We start from the raw sequence: 17,648 nt of genomic DNA, 5'->3' as shown, positions 1-17,648 counted from the left end.
CATCTATAACGATTATGAATACAGAACCGGAAGCCAAAACGAATGAATATCTGAGAGGTATTGTAGCCAACCTGCCCGAGAAGCCGGGAGTCTATCAGTACCTGAACACAGAAGGGACTATTATATACGTTGGAAAGGCTAAAAACCTTAAAAAAAGGGTCTATTCTTACTTCAGCAAAGAGCATGAACCCGGCAAGACACGAGTATTGGTCAGCAAGATTGCCGACATCCGTTACATTGTTGTTAACACCGAAGAGGATGCATTATTGCTGGAAAACAATCTGATCAAGAAATACAAGCCCCGCTACAATGTATTGCTGAAGGACGACAAAACCTACCCTTCCATCTGCGTGCAGAATGAATACTTTCCACGCATTTTCAGGACTCGAAAGATTATCAAAAACGGTTCTTCTTATTATGGCCCCTACAGCCACCTTCCTTCCATGTATGCGGTGCTCGACCTGATCAAGCATCTATATCCGCTGCGTACCTGCAACCTGAACCTTTCTCCGGAGAACATACGGGCGGGAAAGTTCAAGGTTTGCCTGGAGTATCACATCAAGAAGTGCGCCGGCCCATGCGTCGGACTGCAATCGCACGAGGATTATCTGAAAAATATCGATGAAATCAAGGAGATTTTGAAAGGAAATACGCAGGATATTAGCCGTATGTTGGTAGAAAAGATGCAGGATCTGGCTAGCGAAATGAAGTTTGAAGAAGCTCAGAAGATTAAGGAGAAGTATCTGCTGATAGAGAATTACCGGTCTAAATCGGAGGTGGTAAGCTCTGTCCTGCACAATATCGATGTCTTCTCCATTGAAGAAGACGATTCAAATTCGGCTTTCATCAACTATCTGCACATCACTAATGGCGCCATTAACCAGGCATTCACCTTTGAATATAAGAAGAAGCTGAATGAATCGAAAGAAGAATTACTGACCTTAGGCATTATCGAAATGCGGGAACGCTACAAAAGCCATTCGCGGGAGATTATTGTTCCTTTCGAACTTGATCTGGAGTTGAATAATGTCGTTTTCACCGTTCCTCAAAGGGGAGATAAGAAAAAACTGCTCGATCTTTCTATCCTAAATGTGAAGCAATATAAGGCCGACCGGCTGAAACAAGCCGAGAAACTGAATCCGGAACAGCGCAGTATGCGTCTGCTGAAAGAGATACAAAGCGAATTGCATTTAGACAAGCCGCCTTTGCAGATTGAATGTTTCGATAACTCGAATATACAAGGATCGGATGCCGTAGCTGCCTGCGTAGTATTCAAAAAGGCGAAACCATCGAAGAACGATTACCGTAAATACAATATTAAGACGGTCGTAGGGCCGGATGATTACGCTTCCATGAAAGAGGTGGTCAGACGACGTTATCAGCGTGCCATCGAAGAAAATTCTCCCCTTCCCGACCTGATTATTACCGATGGTGGTAAAGGACAAATGGAGGTCGTCAGAGAAGTAATCGAGGATGAACTGCATCTGAATATTCCGATTGCCGGTTTGGCTAAGGATAATAAGCATCGCACTTCAGAGCTGCTTTTCGGGTTTCCCGCACAGACGATTGGGATTAAGCAACAAAGTTCTTTATTCCGTTTGCTGACACAGATTCAAGATGAGGTACACCGTTTTGCGATTACTTTCCACCGCGACAAGCGCAGCAAACGACAGGTTGCATCGGCTCTGGATAGCATCAAAGGGATTGGAGAAAAGACAAAAACAGCCCTATTGAAGGAGTTTAAGAGTGTAAAACGAATCAAAGAGGCATCCCTTGAAGAGATCGCAAAGGTCATAGGAGAAGTAAAGGCTCAGACTGTAAAAAAAGGGTTAAGTAATGAATAGACTCACTTCTTACCTGATCTGACTCCAACAAGCATCAGAAATGACTGGTTGTTGGGGATATAGTTCCAACGTGCAGGACATATAGATCCAACGTACAGCGTATATAGATCTAATGTACAGGACATATAGATCCAATATACAGGGTATATATAGCTCATGTATTAGATATTATACTTCTCCCGGTAGCTTATTATGCATTCATTCCTGTACGGTTCTAAGGCAAACTGAATCAGGTTATGAGACAAATACATCTGTCATCCTAATAGATATGCTTCTGCACAACAGACTGACACGCTTCCGAATGACAGTTACGGTTAATACTTAATACTTATATCCTATAATATTTCCTTCCAATTCATCGTTTTTTCTTCTTAATTTCGTAAATTTGCCTTTCGTAACATTCAATAGAATAGAGAAAATATCAATGAGAATAGTTGTACAACGAGTAAGCCACGCATCAGTAACCATCGAAGGACAGTGCAAGTCTTCCATCGGAAAAGGGATGCTGATATTAGTCGGCATTGAAGAATCCGACGGACAGGAAGACATAGACTGGCTCTGCAAAAAGATAGTAAATCTGCGTATTTTTGACGATGAAAACGGAGTAATGAACAAGTCGATCCTGGAAGACGGAGGCGAAATTCTGGTCATCAGTCAGTTCACGTTGCACGCTTCTACCAAGAAGGGCAACCGTCCGTCATACATCAAAGCCGCCAAGCCGGAGATATCTATCCCACTCTACGAACAGTTCTGCAAAGACCTGAGCGGGGCGCTGGGAAAAGAAATCGGCACAGGAACTTTCGGAGCGGACATGAAAGTTGAACTTTTAAATGACGGTCCTGTTACTATATGTATGGACACCAAAAATAAAGAGTAAAACCTTGATGAAAAAGCCGGTAAAGCTCTTCGAAGAGCGATAAACAGGCTCCAAACATCAAACTAATCATCATAAACCAACAGCAATTATGACCCTGGAAGAAGCTCAAAAAGAAGTAGACAAATGGATAAAGACATACGGTGTCCGCTACTTCAGCGAATTGACAAATATGGCCGTACTGACTGAAGAAGTCGGAGAATTGGCCCGTGTCATGGCCCGCAAATACGGCGACCAGTCTTTCAAAGAAGGCGAGAAAGACAACCTTGACGAAGAAATAGCAGACATCTTATGGGTGCTCCTGTGTATTGCCAACCAGACAGGCGTAGACGTCACCAAAGCCTTCCGGGAAAGCCTGGAAAAGAAAACGAAACGAGATAATAAAAGACATATCAATAACCCAAAACTGAACGATCATGGAAGAGAATAGCTCACAATCCAACAAGTATGATGCCGCATTGGCAAAGTATAACACCAATCTGAGCGATGCAGACATACAGGCTCGGGTGGCTGACCTGATTGAAAAGAAAGTGCCGGAAAACAATACGGAAGAAGTCAAGAAACTCCTGTTCAACTGTATCGACCTGACCACGCTGAACAGCACGGACAGCGATGAAAGCGTGATGCATTTCACCGAAAAAGTGAATGAGTTCGACAATGAATTCCCCGATATGAAGAACGTCGCTGCTATCTGCGTATACCCCAATTTCGCGGATATTGTAAAGAATACACTGCAAGTGGACGGCATCAATATCGCTTGTGTTTCGGGCGGATTCCCTTCTTCTCAGACTTTCATCGAAGTGAAAGTAGCGGAAACGGCACTGGCTATCGCCGACGGTGCGGACGAAATAGACATTGTTATCTCTATCGGTAAATTCCTGAGCGGTGACTACGAAACAATGTGCGAAGAAATTCAGGAATTAAAAGAAGTCTGCAAGGAACGCCACCTCAAGGTAATCCTCGAAACAGGTGCTTTGAAAACCGCCTCCAACATCAAGAAAGCCTCTATCCTATCCATGTATTCGGGTGCGGATTTCATCAAGACATCGACCGGAAAGCAACAGCCTGCCGCTACCCCGGAAGCCGCTTATGTGATGTGCGAAGCCATCAAGGAGTACTATCAAAAAACAAACAACAAGATCGGCTTCAAACCGGCAGGAGGCATCAATACCGTCCATGATGCAATCATTTATTACACTATTGTGAAAGAAATATTAGGCGAAGAATGGCTGAACAACCGGTTGTTCCGTCTGGGGACCAGCCGTTTGGCCAATTTGCTTCTCTCCGATATCAAGGGCGAAGAGATCAAATTCTTCTAAGGAATTACATTAGCAATCAAGTATGCCGTACCGCGCTTCACATTCCGTTCCTACGGAAGGAAGCGCGGTATTTTTTATATAATAAAAACTAAAGATACTTATGGACAAAACCATTATTTTCATTATCTTTGTCATAGATGTAGCTATGCTAACATAGTTAATCATCTGTATTAGAGAACGTTTCTTTTATTACCTGATTCCTGGAATTCGGCAAAATTCAAAGTTATGAGTGGTAATAAGCAAACGGGTCTCACGCACCTTCATGTATATACTTTTGTTATATATCGAACGGAGCGTGAGACTGTTGCTTTTATGTCATCATAACGGCTTGCCGAAGCCCCAGGAAAAGACATATAGCAGCAGTTCTCACGCTTTTTTTAGTTAACCATAAGCGATAAAAAGTATAAAATGAAGTCACACACAAAGAACTTACGTTTTAACCATAACCCCTTAAATCTGATACTCGGCACCAGAAAGAAACAAGGACTGCGTATCGGTTATATGGAGGCTGCACTGGATGGCTTCTATCTTAACTGCATGGAAACCGGAGTACACCCGGAAAAACTAAGTAAACTATTATCAGATAAGTTCCATTGCACAGATGCAATTTCTTCCTGCCAGCTATTCCTATTCCTCATCAACGAAGGCGACAGAGCCTCCTATTCTATTATGGTCCCCTATTTACTCTCTACCGAAAACCTAAACCAGTTTGAAAACACCATCCGCGAACGCTTCTACGGAGTAGACCGATTCATTCAACAGGGCAGAAATCTATACAAATTCAAAGAGTATATAGAAGAAAGAGGAGAGCCGATTGTATGGATTAATGACTTAGAGAGAGGAGTGATCGGATGGGATATGGCACAAGTTGTCGGGCTGGCCCGGGCTGCCAAAGACTGCGGCTACATCACCAAAGAACAAGCATGGGAATACATCGAACAGGCGAGCACGTTATGTTCCGAAATCCTCCGCACACCGGAAGAAATAGACAAAAGTTTCCTCATCGGAGGAGCGATGAAATCGAATAAAATTGAAGATTGGGAGGAATTAATCCTGTGCTACTCTCTGCTCAGAAACAGTGGGGAGTAGTTATTTCTCACGGGCGACCACGTAATCCAAATAAGTCCGCAGGGCAAGGCAAATATTTGAATCCGGCAAGGTAGCCAGCAAATCAAAGGCCTTCTTTTTATATTGTTCTATCGTACGACAGGCATATTCAATACCTCCATTATCCTTGGTAAACTCAATCAGACGTACGATTTCATCGGGAGTTGCCGTACCTTCCTTCACCTTGAACGCTATCTGTTCCGCCCACGCATCTTTCGTTGTATTCAATGCATACAGGGCAGGCAGCGTCAGCTTACCTTCCAGCATATCATTACCTGTCGGCTTGCCGATCTTCTTGCTATCAAAGTAATCGAAAATATCATCCTTAATCTGAAAACAGATACCAATATATTCGCCCAACAGACGGGCAAAAGCGACTTCCTCCTCACCCACCTGCACTGACAAGGCAGCCGCCTCGGCACAAGCAGCAAAAAGAGCCGCTGTTTTCTTACGTATTACGTCAAAGTAAACTTCCTCCGAAAAGCTATGATTACTTACATTCGAAAGTTGAAGCAACTCTCCTTCAGCAAGTTTCTGCCCCAGCGAAGATACCAGGCGGATAATCTCATAATTATTAGTCTGCTCGGCGTGCACAAGGCTTGTAGCCAGCAGATAATCACCCGCCAGTACAGATACCTTATTATTAAATACAGCATTTACCGAAAGCTGGCCGCGACGCTCGGTACTTTCATCAACTACATCGTCGTGCACCAAACTGGCTGTATGAAGCAATTCCAGAGAAACCGCCGCGTGAAGGGTGGCGGGAGTCACAGCCCCATAAAGGCGTGCCACCAACAAGACAAGAATAGGACGCATCATCTTACCATTCCTCTTGCGTATATGAGTTATTACGCTATCGAGCAATGCATTCGAATCGGAAAGAGGGGTGTCAAAAAGAGCTTTAAAATCCTCCAGTTCCGCTTCTATCGGGGTTTTGATGAGAGAGATACTATCCATTCACAATACTATTTGAGCACAAAAGTAATAATAAAACGCTTAATACGGTATTTTTTTGTACTTTTACCATGAAAAATTAATTAAATCTATGGAGTCAGACAATAAATTATTTCTTTTAGACGCTTATGCACTGATATATCGGGCTTATTACGCCTTTATCAAGAATCCCAGAATCAACTCCAAAGGGTTCAATACTTCAGCTATCCTCGGATTTGTCAATACCCTCGAAGAGGTGCTGAAAAAGGAGAATCCGTCACATATAGGAGTAGCCTTCGACCCCTCCGGACCGACCTTCCGCCACGAAGCTTTCGAGCAATACAAAGCCCAGCGTGAAGAAACTCCGGAAGCCATCCGCCTCTCCGTACCTATTATAAAGGATATCATCCACGCCTACCGCATCCCGATTCTGGAAGTGGCAGGATACGAAGCCGACGACGTGATCGGAACTCTAGCCACAGAAGCCGGACGTCAGGGCATCACCACCTATATGATGACTCCCGACAAAGACTACGGCCAGCTGGTGACGAACAACGTATTCATGTATCGCCCCAAACATACGGGAGGTTTTGAAGTAATGGGCATCGAAGAAGTGAAAGCGAAGTTCGATATCCAGTCGCCCGCACAAGTAATCGATATGCTCGGACTGATGGGCGATGCCTCCGACAATATCCCCGGTTGTCCCGGTGTCGGTGAAAAGACTGCCCAGAAACTAATCGCCGAATTCGGAAGTATCGAAAATCTGCTGGAACATACCGACCAACTGAAAGGAGCCTTGAAAACAAAAGTGGAAACCAACAAGGAACTGATTACTTTCTCCAAATTCCTTGCCACTATCAAAATCGATGTCCCTATCCAACTCGAAATGGACAAGCTCGTCCGCGAACAGGCAGACGAAGATTCACTCCGACGAATTTTTGAAGAACTGGAATTCCGGACACTGATCGACCGGGTACTGAAAAAAGAAAATTCTGCCGGCGGAGTAACAACAGCAACCGGAAGCAAAACAGCAACGACCAAAAGTACTCCCTCTCCTCTTCCACTTTTTCCCGAAGAAGGAGGAGCCATACAAGGCGATTTATTTGCGAATTTTACGGGCAATGAGGCAGGCGAAGCCAAAAAATCGAATCTAGAGACGTTAGAAACGCTTAACTGCGACTATCAACTCATTGATACAGAGAAGAAAAGAACTGAAATTATTCAAAAGTTACTTACATCGAAAATTCTCTCGTTAGACACGGAGACTACAGGAACGGAACCAATGGACGCCGAACTGGTCGGGATGAGTTTCTCTATCACCGAAAATCAGGCTTATTATGTGCCGGTCCCCGACAATCGTGACGAAGCGTTAAAAATCGTCAATGAGTTCCGTCCGGTCTTCGAAAATGAGAATTCATTGAAAGTCGGACAAAATATCAAGTACGACATGATCGTTCTTGAAAATTACGGAGTGCAAGTAAAAGGTGCGCTCTTCGATACGATGATCGCCCATTACGTTCTTCAACCGGAACTTCGTCACGGAATGGACTATCTGGCAGAAATCTATCTTCACTATCAGACCATCCACATCGACGAACTGATAGGTCCGAAAGGGAAGAACCAGAAAAACATGCGTGATCTCGACCCGAAGGATGTCTACCGCTATGCCTGCGAAGATGCAGACGTAACATTGAAACTCAAAAACGTCCTGGAGAAAGAACTGAAAGAGAACGATGCCGAACGTTTGTTTTACGATATCGAAATGCCGCTTGTACCCGTATTGGTCAATATAGAACGGAATGGAGTACTGCTGGATACGGAAGCGCTCAAACAATCGTCTGTTCATTTCACCGCTCAGATGCAGCGCATCGAGCAGGAGATTTATGAACTGGCAGGCGAAACCTTCAATATCGCTTCGCCCAAACAAGTAGGCGAGGTACTGTTCGACAAACTAAAAATCATCGAGAAAGCGAAGAAGACCAAAACCGGCCAGTACGTCACCTCGGAAGAAGTGCTCGAAAGCCTCCGGCATAAACATCCCGTAGTAGAAAAGATTCTGGAACATCGCGGACTGAAGAAACTGCTGGGAACTTATATCGATGCACTTCCCCAACTAATCAACCCACGCACGGGACGGGTACACACGTCTTTCAACCAGACCGTCACCTCTACCGGACGCCTCAGCTCCAGTAACCCGAATCTGCAGAATATCCCTATCCGCGACGAGAACGGCAAGGAAATCCGCAAGGCATTTATCCCTGACGAAGGCTGCCTGTTCTTCTCTGCCGACTATTCGCAGATAGAACTCCGTATCATGGCACATCTCAGCGAAGACAAGAATATGATCGACGCCTTCCTCAGCAATCACGATATCCATGCGGCTACAGCTGCCAAAATATATAAGATCGACCTGAAAGATGTAGACTCCGATATGCGACGCAAAGCGAAAACCGCCAACTTCGGTATCATCTACGGCATCTCCGTATTCGGCCTTGCAGAGCGAATGAACGTAGACCGGAAGGAAGCCAAAGAACTGATCGACGGCTATTTCGAAACTTATCCAAGCGTGAAAGCCTATATGGAGAAGAGTATCCAGATAGCTCAGGAGAAAGGGTATGTAGAAACGATTTTCCACCGGAAACGCTTCTTACCGGACATCAACTCACGAAACGCCGTTGTACGCGGCTATGCCGAGCGAAATGCCATCAACGCACCGATCCAGGGAAGCGCCGCAGATATCATAAAGGTAGCAATGGCACGCATTTATCAGCGATTCCAGACAGAAGGCATACAAGCTAAAATGATATTGCAAGTACACGATGAATTGAACTTCAGCGTGCCCGTCAACGAAAAAGAACGTGTAGAAGAGATCGTTATTGAGGAAATGGAACACGCTTACCGCATGCACGTCCCCTTGAAAGCAGATTGCGGCTGGGGCAAGAACTGGCTCGAAGCACACTAAAACAAGGTTTATCCTGCCATAACAAAACAGGATAAATCAGCTAAATAATGGAGAGAATGAGTTATAACATTATTTAACTCACTATCCAGAAAGCAAGGAAAAAGATCACTTCCCCAACGAAGTGCTTCATTCTATATCCGGCAGGTTGACTGCCGGATATTTTTTTGTCACCAATCTTGGCAAAAAGCAAGATATCGCCCTAACCACACTCTGACATTTTGATATTATTTCAGCCTCACATTTGCATAAATATCGAATAAATATATAACTTTGCAGCGTAATACAAGAGTATTACTAGACAAATGAAAGTATAATACTAAAATCAAATAGCCATGAAAACAAAAGTATCTTTAAAAATGTTTGTTCTATCCGTAGTTCTTCTCATGACCTCTTTTGTTGCTTCTGCACGCAGTTATGATGGTCAGTTGGTTTATAATCCAGTAGAAGAAAATGGAGTAATGGTAGGTCAGACCGTTTACAAAATGAACGGAAGTACACTTGCCAACTATATGAAGTACAACTATAAGTACGATGACAACAAGCGCATGATTGAAAGCGAGACCTTGAAATGGAACAGCACCAAAGAGGAATGGGAAAAAGATCTCCGCATCAATTATACATACGAAGGAAAAACGGTAACAACCAATTACTATAAATGGAACAATAAGAAACGCGCTTACGTGTTAGTTCCGGAAATGACAGTGACCATGGACAATACTAATTTGTAACAGCATTTTTTTAACAACATACTCTCTCATTCTAATATTCTAACAAAGAGAAAACGCCGTTCCTGATGAAGAAACGGCGTTTTCGCATCTATCTTAAGGAATCATTGTCACAACACAAAAAACCGGTCCTGCAACCCTTTCAAAAAACTTCGGGAAATCACCAGATCACTCTTATCATGAAAAGGCGGATAGAGCTGACAACACTTCCCATCAATCATCGCCAGATAATTAACATTGACAATAGCCGACTGGCTGATCTGGATAAAAGATTGTGAATAACCAATGATATCTTCGGCTTTTGTATTTCGCTTCAGATTCAATCGGGTCTGATTGAACAGGACTACCTGCCACTGCCGCTTGTCTTTCAGATATTCGAAATAGCCGATTTCTTCCAGTCGCAAAAGCTTGAATCCCGTCACCGTGCTGATCATAAACATTCCCTGTTGCGGCATCAAAGCACTGACAGAAGAAGAAAAAGAGGAAGAAGGAGTTGCCGGTATTGAAGCTACAGCTTTCCGGTAGCGCTCTATAACGACTCTCAGATCTCCCGTCTCAAAAGGTTTCAGCAAGAAGTCGAAGGCAGACTCACGCAGGGCCTGAAGCAAATATTTATCATACGAAGTATAAAAGACAACTTTCATATCCCACAGCACCTCATCGCGCATCTCACTCAACAAGTTAAGCCCCAGCACATCCGGAAGTTCCACATCCAGAAACAACAGGTCCGGACGGAGTTCCATTATCATCTTTTTACCTTTTGCGCCATTGTTTGCAGTTCCTTTTATTTCAAATTCCTGATAGGCGCCCAGTTCCCTGCGCAAAGCATCGATTGCCGTACGCTCATCATCTACAATAACGACTTTATATTTATCTTCTGCATTCATCATAAATCATAAGAAAAATGAAACGGTATATACACCGACACTTGCGTACCGGTCTGCCCATCGTTTCGGTTATCTATATTGAAACGTATCTTCTCATTTTTATTCTTTGTATTGAGTAGCTGTATCGTCTGATAGAGCACTTTCAGCCCTGTCCCCGTTCCTCTGGTCGAAGAAACCACTTGCGGAAGATACCCCCGCCCGTTGTCACAAATCACGATACGGACTCCTTTTCCTTCACGGGAAATACGGATAGTCAATTCCTTCTCACCGTCTTTTCCGGCGAGCCCGTGCTTTATCGCATTCTCTACCGGAATCTGTACAATCATGGAAGGAATCATTATACTTTTTGCGTCCAGCCCCTCCTCCACTACGACCGACGCCGTGAAGTCTTCTCCGACACGCCCGCTTTCCAAGCCAATATATGACTGTACAAAATCCAGCTCGTCCTGCAAAGATACACTTAGTTTTTCTGTCAGTTCAAGACTCCGGCGGAGATATTTGACCAGTTCCATCAAATTATTCTTCACCTCTTCCGATCCATTGAACTGATTAATCTCACGCCCCAGCACATTGAATGTGAAATGGGGAGAAATCCGGCTCCGCAAATTCTCCATACGGACACGATTTATCTGCTGGAAGAAACGTTCACGAAGAAACTCCCGCTTTTTCCGCATATACCACATGATCACCACCGTTCCGGCTGCCAGCAACAGGCAGACAAGTACCCAGATATACATACTCAGTTTCAAGACACGCACTTCACCCGCCTGCCGTTGAATCTGCATTTCCTTGCGCAATACGATCGTGTCCTGACGATAGCGCATATCCAGTTCGGCTACGCGGGTGCGAATCCGTTCGCTACGGATGGAGTCATTCAGTTGATAGTCACGTTTCAGATACTCATACGCATTGCGGTAGTCACCTGCCTTTTCATAATAATGTTGCAGATACTGGTTGCGTATAGTAAGCATATTAGCATCCACGTGTCCGGTAGAAGCGGTCCGTACTATCATTTCTCTGGCACGCGCGATATTTCCTTTTTTCAGGGAAAGCTCAATCATCAGGGTTTCAATGTAGTGCATGGCGGAGTTGTTCTTTATCTCCGAAAAGTAGCGGTAGCCTTCATTCAGATTGTTTTCGGCAGAATCCAGCCGGTTCGTCAGCAGATAAAGATCGCCCAGATTGACTTTCGAAAGATTGCTTTCGAATACCATTTGCGGGTAATCCGCTATCAGCTCCGCTGCTTGCCGCATATAGACCAGGGCTTCCTGATAATCTTTCTTGTAATAGTAATGATTTCCCCGATTATTAAGATACACCCACTTTTCACTGACTGTCATTTCATCAAAAAACTGTCCTGCCAGTTCGTAATAATGATTGGACAAATCAAAATCACGCAGGTCCATGTAAGTCTGTCCCAGTCCGCAATAGACCGGAAATTTGGAATGTTCCGACAGATGCAGGGAGTCACAGATAAACAATGCTTTCCGGTAATAGGAAGCGGTATGTGCCAGTTCGCCACGATGCAGATGGGCATCCGCCAGATTCATGCAGATATCCGACAGAAGATGCGCCTTATCTCCTTTCAGACGGTAAGCATAGGATTTCTCATAATAGGCAACCGCCGAATCGGGCTGATTGAGTTGCATCCAGACATTTCCCTCAATGTTATACACATCCGAAAGTACATCATTCCATCGCGGGCAGGCAGCTGCACGCTTATCATACTCTTTTACAGGGCGGTTATAATAGAGGATAGAGTCGAAATCGGACGAGATGAAGAAAGTCTTTCCATACAATCCCATCAAGCGGTAATAACTCATCGAGTCCTGTGCCTGACGCATTGCGTTACGCAATAAAGAACGTGAATAAGGTAAGTTGGAAAACAGAGAATCCTGTGCACGGACTTCTAAAGAATCGATAAGTGACTGTTCACACAAAGCGTGACTGCGGTGCCTATCCACGCAACTGCAGTTCCACAATATCAACAACCCTATCAACCCAAATAGCTTCATAGTAGATTTCGCTTTATTCATCCCCTTTGTCCGTGTTGAATTTTGAATGCCACAAAAATACATTAATTATATTGAATCTCAACGAAATTTATTATTTTTTTTAATACCTTTGTCCCCATATAAACATGAGTAACTGACCTAATGAGTCCATTGAACTTTACCCACATTCTGACACAGGCAGTCGATGAGCTATCGGAAAGCGAATCTTACAAAGGGCTGTTTCATCAACATAAAGATGGCGAACCATTGCCCTCTGCTAAAGTTTTGTATGAAATTATCGAGCTTTCACGTGCCATTCTCTTCCCCGGATACTACGGAAATTCCACCATCAACAGCCGGACAATCAATTATCACATCGGTGTAAATATCGAAAAGTTATTTGACTTGCTCACAGAGCAAATCCTGGCCGGACTATGTTTCAGTACGGCAGAAGGAGACTGCAACGTCTGCTCGGAGTCGAGAAGAGAAGAAGCCGCCCGACTGGCTGCGAACTTTATCAGCAAACTACCCGCCATGAGAAGAATACTGGCTACGGACGTAGAAGCCGCCTACAACGGTGACCCCGCCGCCAAAAGCTACGGTGAAGTAATTTTCTGCTATCCCGCCATTAAGGCAATCAGCAATTATCGTATTGCGCACGAACTGCTGGAACTGGGTGTTCCCCTGATTCCTCGCATGATCACGGAAATGGCTCATAGCGAGACGGGTATCGATATCCATCCGGGAGCGAAGATAGGCAGTCACTTTACCATAGACCACGGAACGGGTGTCGTGATCGGTGCTACAAGCATCATCGGGAACAATGTCAAATTATATCAGGGTGTCACCCTGGGAGCAAAAAGCTTCCCGCTGGATGCCGACGGAAAACCGATCAAGGGTATCCCCCGCCACCCGATACTGGAAGACAATGTCATAGTCTACTCCAACGCCACCATCCTTGGAAGAATCACTATCGGAAGCGACGCAACCGTAGGAGGAAATATCTGGGTAACGGAAAACATTCCTGCCGGAGCAAAGATTGTACAAACAAAAGCAAAGAAATAAAATCAATAAACTATATATGAGCGAACAATTCGAGATGATAGCCAAGACCTTCCAGGGACTGGAAGAGATACTTGCTGAAGAACTTACAACATTGGGAGCCAACGATATCCAGATAGGACGTCGCATGGTTTCATTTACAGGAGACAAGCGTATGATGTACAAGGCAAATTTCTGCCTCCGTACTGCTATCCGCATTCTAAAACCGATCAAGAATTTTACGGCAAAGGATGCTGATGAAGTTTACAACCAGATACAGGCCATTCCATGGGAAGAGTATCTTGATGTAAACAAGACGTTTGCGATAGACGCGGTTGTATTCAGCGAAGAATTCCGCCATTCAAAGTTCGTCTCATATAAGGTGAAGGACGCCATCGTGGACTATTTCCGTGAAAAGACAGGCAAACGCCCGTCAGTACGCATCAATAATCCGGATGTGCTGCTCAATATTCACATTGCACAAACGACTTGTACGTTGTCTCTGGACTCTTCCGGAGAGTCACTTCATCGTCGCGGATATCGCCAGGAACAGGTAGATGCTCCGTTGAACGAAGTATTGACTGCCGGTATGCTTCTGATGACAGGATGGCGCGGTGAATGTGACCTGATTGACCCGATGTGTGGTTCGGGAACGATTCCTATAGAAGCTGCGCTGATCGCAAGAAACATCGCTCCGGGAGTATTCCGCAAAGGATTCGCATTCGAGAAATGGGTGGACTTCGACTCGGAGATGTTTGATGAGATTTACAATGATGATAGTCAGGAGCGCGAGTTTACTCACAAGATATACGGATACGACAACAATCCGAAAGCAAATGAAATCGCAACCCATAATATAAAGGCAGCGGGTGTATCCAAAGATGTGACGCTGAAACTGCAACCGTTCCAACAATTCGAACAGCCGCAGGAGAAGTCAATCATTGTGATGAATCCTCCTTATGGCGAGCGTATCTCCACCAATGACCTGCTCGGACTGTACCAGATGATTGGCGAACGTCTGAAGCACGCATTTGTAGGAAACGAGGCTTGGGTACTCTCTTATAGAGAAGAATGCTTCGATCAGATCGGGCTGAAACCAAGCAAGAAAGTGCCGTTGTTCAATGGTGCACTGGAATGCGAGTTCCGCAAATACGAGATTTTCGACGGGAAATATAAGGAGTTCAAGAGTCAGGAGGGAGAAGGAGAAGAGAAGAAAGAGACTGAAGGAAACTATGATACTTCCAGACCCAGAGAAAGAAAGGAATTCAAACCGCGCGGGGAAGGAGAATTCAAACCGCGTCGCGAAGGGGAATTCAAGCCACGCAGAGAAGGAGAGTACAAGCCACGTCGGGAAGGGGAGTTCAAACCTCGTAAAGAAGGAGACTTCAAGCCGAGACGGGAAGAAGGAGGCTTTACCCGGGATGATAGGGACAGAAAGCCTAGAGGCGAGTTCCGTGGGGAAAGAGATTCGAGAGCTCCGAGAGAATTCAGAGGAAACCGTGAGCCTAGGATACCGAAGAAGGAAGAAGAGTAATTTCATAGATAGTTAATGGCATCCCACTAAAAAAAAATGCCATTAACTTATTGATAGACAATATAAGGTCACATTTTGCGATCTTATCATTTGATGAGTAAGAAAGCGAATTGAATATCTCGAAAAAGACGTATCATCCGACAGAGAAAGACAACTCCCCTGAACAGGGTAAAATAGAAGGATTTAAAACCAATAAAGATAAATAAAAGCAATGAGTAAAATTGGAAAAAGAGCCATTCTGATATTGCTGGCGCTACCAATCGGATTCAATGTTATGGCACAGGAAATCAAAAAGCTGACACTGGAAGACTTGATTCCGGGCGGCGAGACCTACCGTTATGCAGAAAACCTCTACGGTCTGCAATGGTGGGGAGACGTGTGTATCAAACCGAGTACCGACACCATCTACACTGTTCAACCCAGAACAGGGAAAGAGACAGTGCTGACTACCCTCGGACAAATCAACAAAGTACTGGTAGACAATAAAGCAGGGAAGCTGCCGACCCCGTACTCAATCCGCTACCCATGGGCGGACAAACCGCAAATGTTACTGAAAGTATCCGGTAAGTACATCGTATACGATTTCGAGAACAACCGGATTGTCAGCACGCTGAAGCTGAAAGATAAAGCAGCCAACGAAGATTATTGCGTCGCCAACGGAAACGTAGCCTACACAGTCAACAACAACCTGTATGTGAACGAACAGGCAATCACCGACGAACCCGAAGGCATTGTCTGCGGGCAGTCTGTCCACCGCAATGAGTTCGGCATCAATAAAGGTACCTTCTGGAGCCCGAAAGGCAACCTGCTCGCTTTCTACCGCATGGACGAAAGCATGGTGACGCAATATCCGCTTGTAGACATCACCGCACGTGTAGGAGAAGTGAATAACGTCCGTTACCCGATGGCAGGAATGACCAGCCATCAAGTAAAAGTAGGCGTCTACAACTCTTCCACCGGCAAGACCATCTATCTGAATGCAGGTGATCCGACCGACCGTTACTTCACCAATATCAGCTGGTCACCGGACGAAAAGAGCATCTACCTTATCGAACTGAACCGCGACCAGAACCATGCCGTACTTTGCCAATATGACGCAACGACAGGCAAGTTACTGGGCAAACTGCTGGAAGAAACGCACCCCAAATATGTAGAGCCTCAGCACCCCATCGTATTCTTACCCTGGGACAGCAGTAAATTCATCTACCAGAGCCAGCGTGACGGATATAACCATCTATATTTATGCGACCTCACCTCCAGCCTCAAAGGCGACTGGAAAAGCGATGCCGCAGGCGGCAAGCACATCGAATACATCCCGACGAAGCAACTGACCGAGGGCAAATGGCTGGTAGGTGACATTCTGGGCTTCAACGCCAAGAGGAAAGAAGTCATCTTCCAAGGAGTGAATGGCACAGGCTCCAATAACTTTGCAGTAAATGTCAACACAGGAAAGCGCAGCCTCCCGTTCAGCTTCCGTTCTATCACAGAAGGAGAACATAACGGAATGCTCAGCGCATCGGGAAGCTACCTCATCGACCGTTATTCGACTCCTACCCTTCCGCGCCGCATTGACATCGTGGATACCAAAAGCCTGAAAACAGTCAACCTGCTGACAGCCAAAAACCCATACGAAGGCTACGAGATGCCGACCATCGAAACCGGCACTATCAAAGCCGACGACGGAACGACCGACCTATATTACCGCCTCACCAAACCCGCAGATTTCGACCCGAACAAAAAGTATCCGGTCATCGTCTACGTATACGGCGGCCCGCACGCACAACTCGTCACCGGTGGCTGGCTGAACGGCTCCCGCGGATGGGATATCTATATGGCTAACAAAGGCTATATCATGTTCACCCTCGACAACCGCGGCAGTGCCAACCGTGGACTGGAGTTCGAAAACGCCACTTTCCGCCGCCTCGGCATCGAAGAAGGCAAAGACCAGGTGAAAGGCATTGAATTTCTGAAATCCCTCCCCTACATAGACGGAAACCGCATCGGTGTACACGGATGGAGCTTCGGAGGGCACATGACCACTGCCCTTCTGCTCCGCTACCCCGAAATATTCAAGGTAGGCGTAGCCGGCGGACCTGTCATCGACTGGGGATATTACGAAGTGATGTACGGCGAACGTTACATGGACACTCCGGAAAGCAATCCGGAAGGCTACAAAGAATGTAACCTGAAGAACCTTGCCGGACAACTGAAAGGTCATCTGCTCATTATCCATGACGACCACGATGACACTTGCGTACCGCAGCACACACTGTCGTTCATGAAAGCCTGTGTAGATGCCCGCACCTACCCCGACCTGTTTATCTATCCGTGCCACAAGCACAACGTATCAGGCCGCGACCGTGTACATCTGCACGAAAAAATCACCCGATACTTTGAGCAGAACCTATAGCAATCTATAGTTGACAGC

The 17,648-nt window shown here is 45.4% G+C and carries 13 protein-coding genes; 10 read left to right on the top strand and 3 right to left on the bottom strand.

Translation table 11 applies throughout. From position 1 onward, the window contains the following. The first annotated feature begins 14 nt into the window (after nucleotides 1–14). The 5 genes from uvrC (at nucleotide 15) to ACHLI0_RS13880 (ending at nucleotide 5,126) form a co-directional block, all read left to right on the top strand. Nucleotides 15–1,844 carry an excinuclease ABC subunit UvrC gene (gene uvrC / locus ACHLI0_RS13900; RefSeq protein WP_055219203.1) on the top strand — a complete coding sequence of 610 codons (1,830 nt, stop codon included), beginning with the start codon at nucleotides 15–17 and terminating at the stop codon, nucleotides 1,842–1,844. A 424-nt stretch (nucleotides 1,845–2,268) separates the two neighbouring features. Then, complete coding sequence (gene dtd / locus ACHLI0_RS13895) at nucleotides 2,269–2,721, top strand: D-aminoacyl-tRNA deacylase (RefSeq protein WP_008767488.1); 453 nt, start codon at nucleotides 2,269–2,271, stop codon at nucleotides 2,719–2,721. A gap of 88 nt (nucleotides 2,722–2,809) precedes the next feature. Beyond that, nucleotides 2,810–3,148, top strand: coding sequence for a nucleotide pyrophosphohydrolase (locus ACHLI0_RS13890; protein ID WP_008767487.1), 339 nt, complete (start codon nucleotides 2,810–2,812; stop codon nucleotides 3,146–3,148). Beyond that, on the top strand, nucleotides 3,135–4,037 hold the full coding sequence (deoC, locus tag ACHLI0_RS13885) for a deoxyribose-phosphate aldolase (protein WP_008762870.1): 903 nt from the start codon (nucleotides 3,135–3,137) through the stop codon (nucleotides 4,035–4,037). The genes ACHLI0_RS13890 and deoC overlap by 14 nt, the downstream gene beginning before the upstream one ends. Nucleotides 4,038–4,445: 408 nt before the next feature. Next, complete coding sequence (locus ACHLI0_RS13880; protein ID WP_011108725.1) at nucleotides 4,446–5,126, top strand: DUF1266 domain-containing protein; 681 nt, start codon at nucleotides 4,446–4,448, stop codon at nucleotides 5,124–5,126. Here the strand turns inward: ACHLI0_RS13880 and ACHLI0_RS13875 are convergent, their stop codons facing one another. Beyond that, complete coding sequence (locus ACHLI0_RS13875) at nucleotides 5,127–6,101, bottom strand: polyprenyl synthetase family protein (RefSeq protein ID WP_234119827.1); 975 nt, start codon at nucleotides 6,099–6,101, stop codon at nucleotides 5,127–5,129. An 88-nt stretch (nucleotides 6,102–6,189) separates the two neighbouring features. Between ACHLI0_RS13875 and polA the strand changes: the two genes are divergently transcribed. Then, the gene (polA, locus tag ACHLI0_RS13870) at nucleotides 6,190–9,039 is read left to right on the top strand and encodes a DNA polymerase I (protein WP_490749403.1); all 2,850 of its coding nucleotides are present in this window, start codon (nucleotides 6,190–6,192) and stop codon (nucleotides 9,037–9,039) included. A gap of 332 nt (nucleotides 9,040–9,371) precedes the next feature. Continuing rightward, on the top strand, nucleotides 9,372–9,767 hold the full coding sequence (locus tag ACHLI0_RS13865; RefSeq protein WP_008767482.1) for a DUF3836 domain-containing protein: 396 nt from the start codon (nucleotides 9,372–9,374) through the stop codon (nucleotides 9,765–9,767). A gap of 107 nt (nucleotides 9,768–9,874) precedes the next feature. On the opposite strand, the gene ACHLI0_RS13860 is transcribed toward ACHLI0_RS13865, so the two are convergent. Next, a complete protein-coding gene (locus ACHLI0_RS13860; protein ID WP_490749402.1) occupies nucleotides 9,875–10,654 on the bottom strand; it encodes a LytR/AlgR family response regulator transcription factor in 780 nt (259 codons plus the stop codon). Continuing rightward, on the bottom strand, nucleotides 10,651–12,687 hold the full coding sequence (locus ACHLI0_RS13855) for a tetratricopeptide repeat-containing sensor histidine kinase (protein ID WP_490749401.1): 2,037 nt from the start codon (nucleotides 12,685–12,687) through the stop codon (nucleotides 10,651–10,653). The genes ACHLI0_RS13860 and ACHLI0_RS13855 overlap by 4 nt, the downstream gene beginning before the upstream one ends. A 120-nt stretch (nucleotides 12,688–12,807) precedes the next feature. On the opposite strand from ACHLI0_RS13855, the gene epsC reads away from it, so the two are divergent. The 3 genes from epsC (at nucleotide 12,808) to ACHLI0_RS13840 (ending at nucleotide 17,630) form a co-directional block, all read left to right on the top strand. Then, nucleotides 12,808–13,710, top strand: a complete 903-nt coding sequence (gene epsC / locus ACHLI0_RS13850) for a serine O-acetyltransferase EpsC (protein ID WP_008762864.1) — start codon at nucleotides 12,808–12,810, stop codon at nucleotides 13,708–13,710. Nucleotides 13,711–13,726: 16 nt separating this feature from the next. After that, entirely contained in the window at nucleotides 13,727–15,220 is a 1,494-nt protein-coding gene (locus tag ACHLI0_RS13845) for a THUMP domain-containing class I SAM-dependent RNA methyltransferase (protein WP_490749400.1), read from the top strand. Between the two features lie 211 nt (nucleotides 15,221–15,431). Continuing rightward, nucleotides 15,432–17,630, top strand: a complete 2,199-nt coding sequence (locus tag ACHLI0_RS13840; protein ID WP_490749399.1) for a S9 family peptidase — start codon at nucleotides 15,432–15,434, stop codon at nucleotides 17,628–17,630. Nucleotides 17,631–17,648: the final 18 nt, after the last annotated feature.

The sequence above is a fragment of the Bacteroides sp. RCH18 genome, assembly GCF_058231005.1.
The sequence above is the reverse complement of the archived record's forward strand: the minus strand, read 5'-3'. Positions and strand labels throughout refer to the sequence as shown.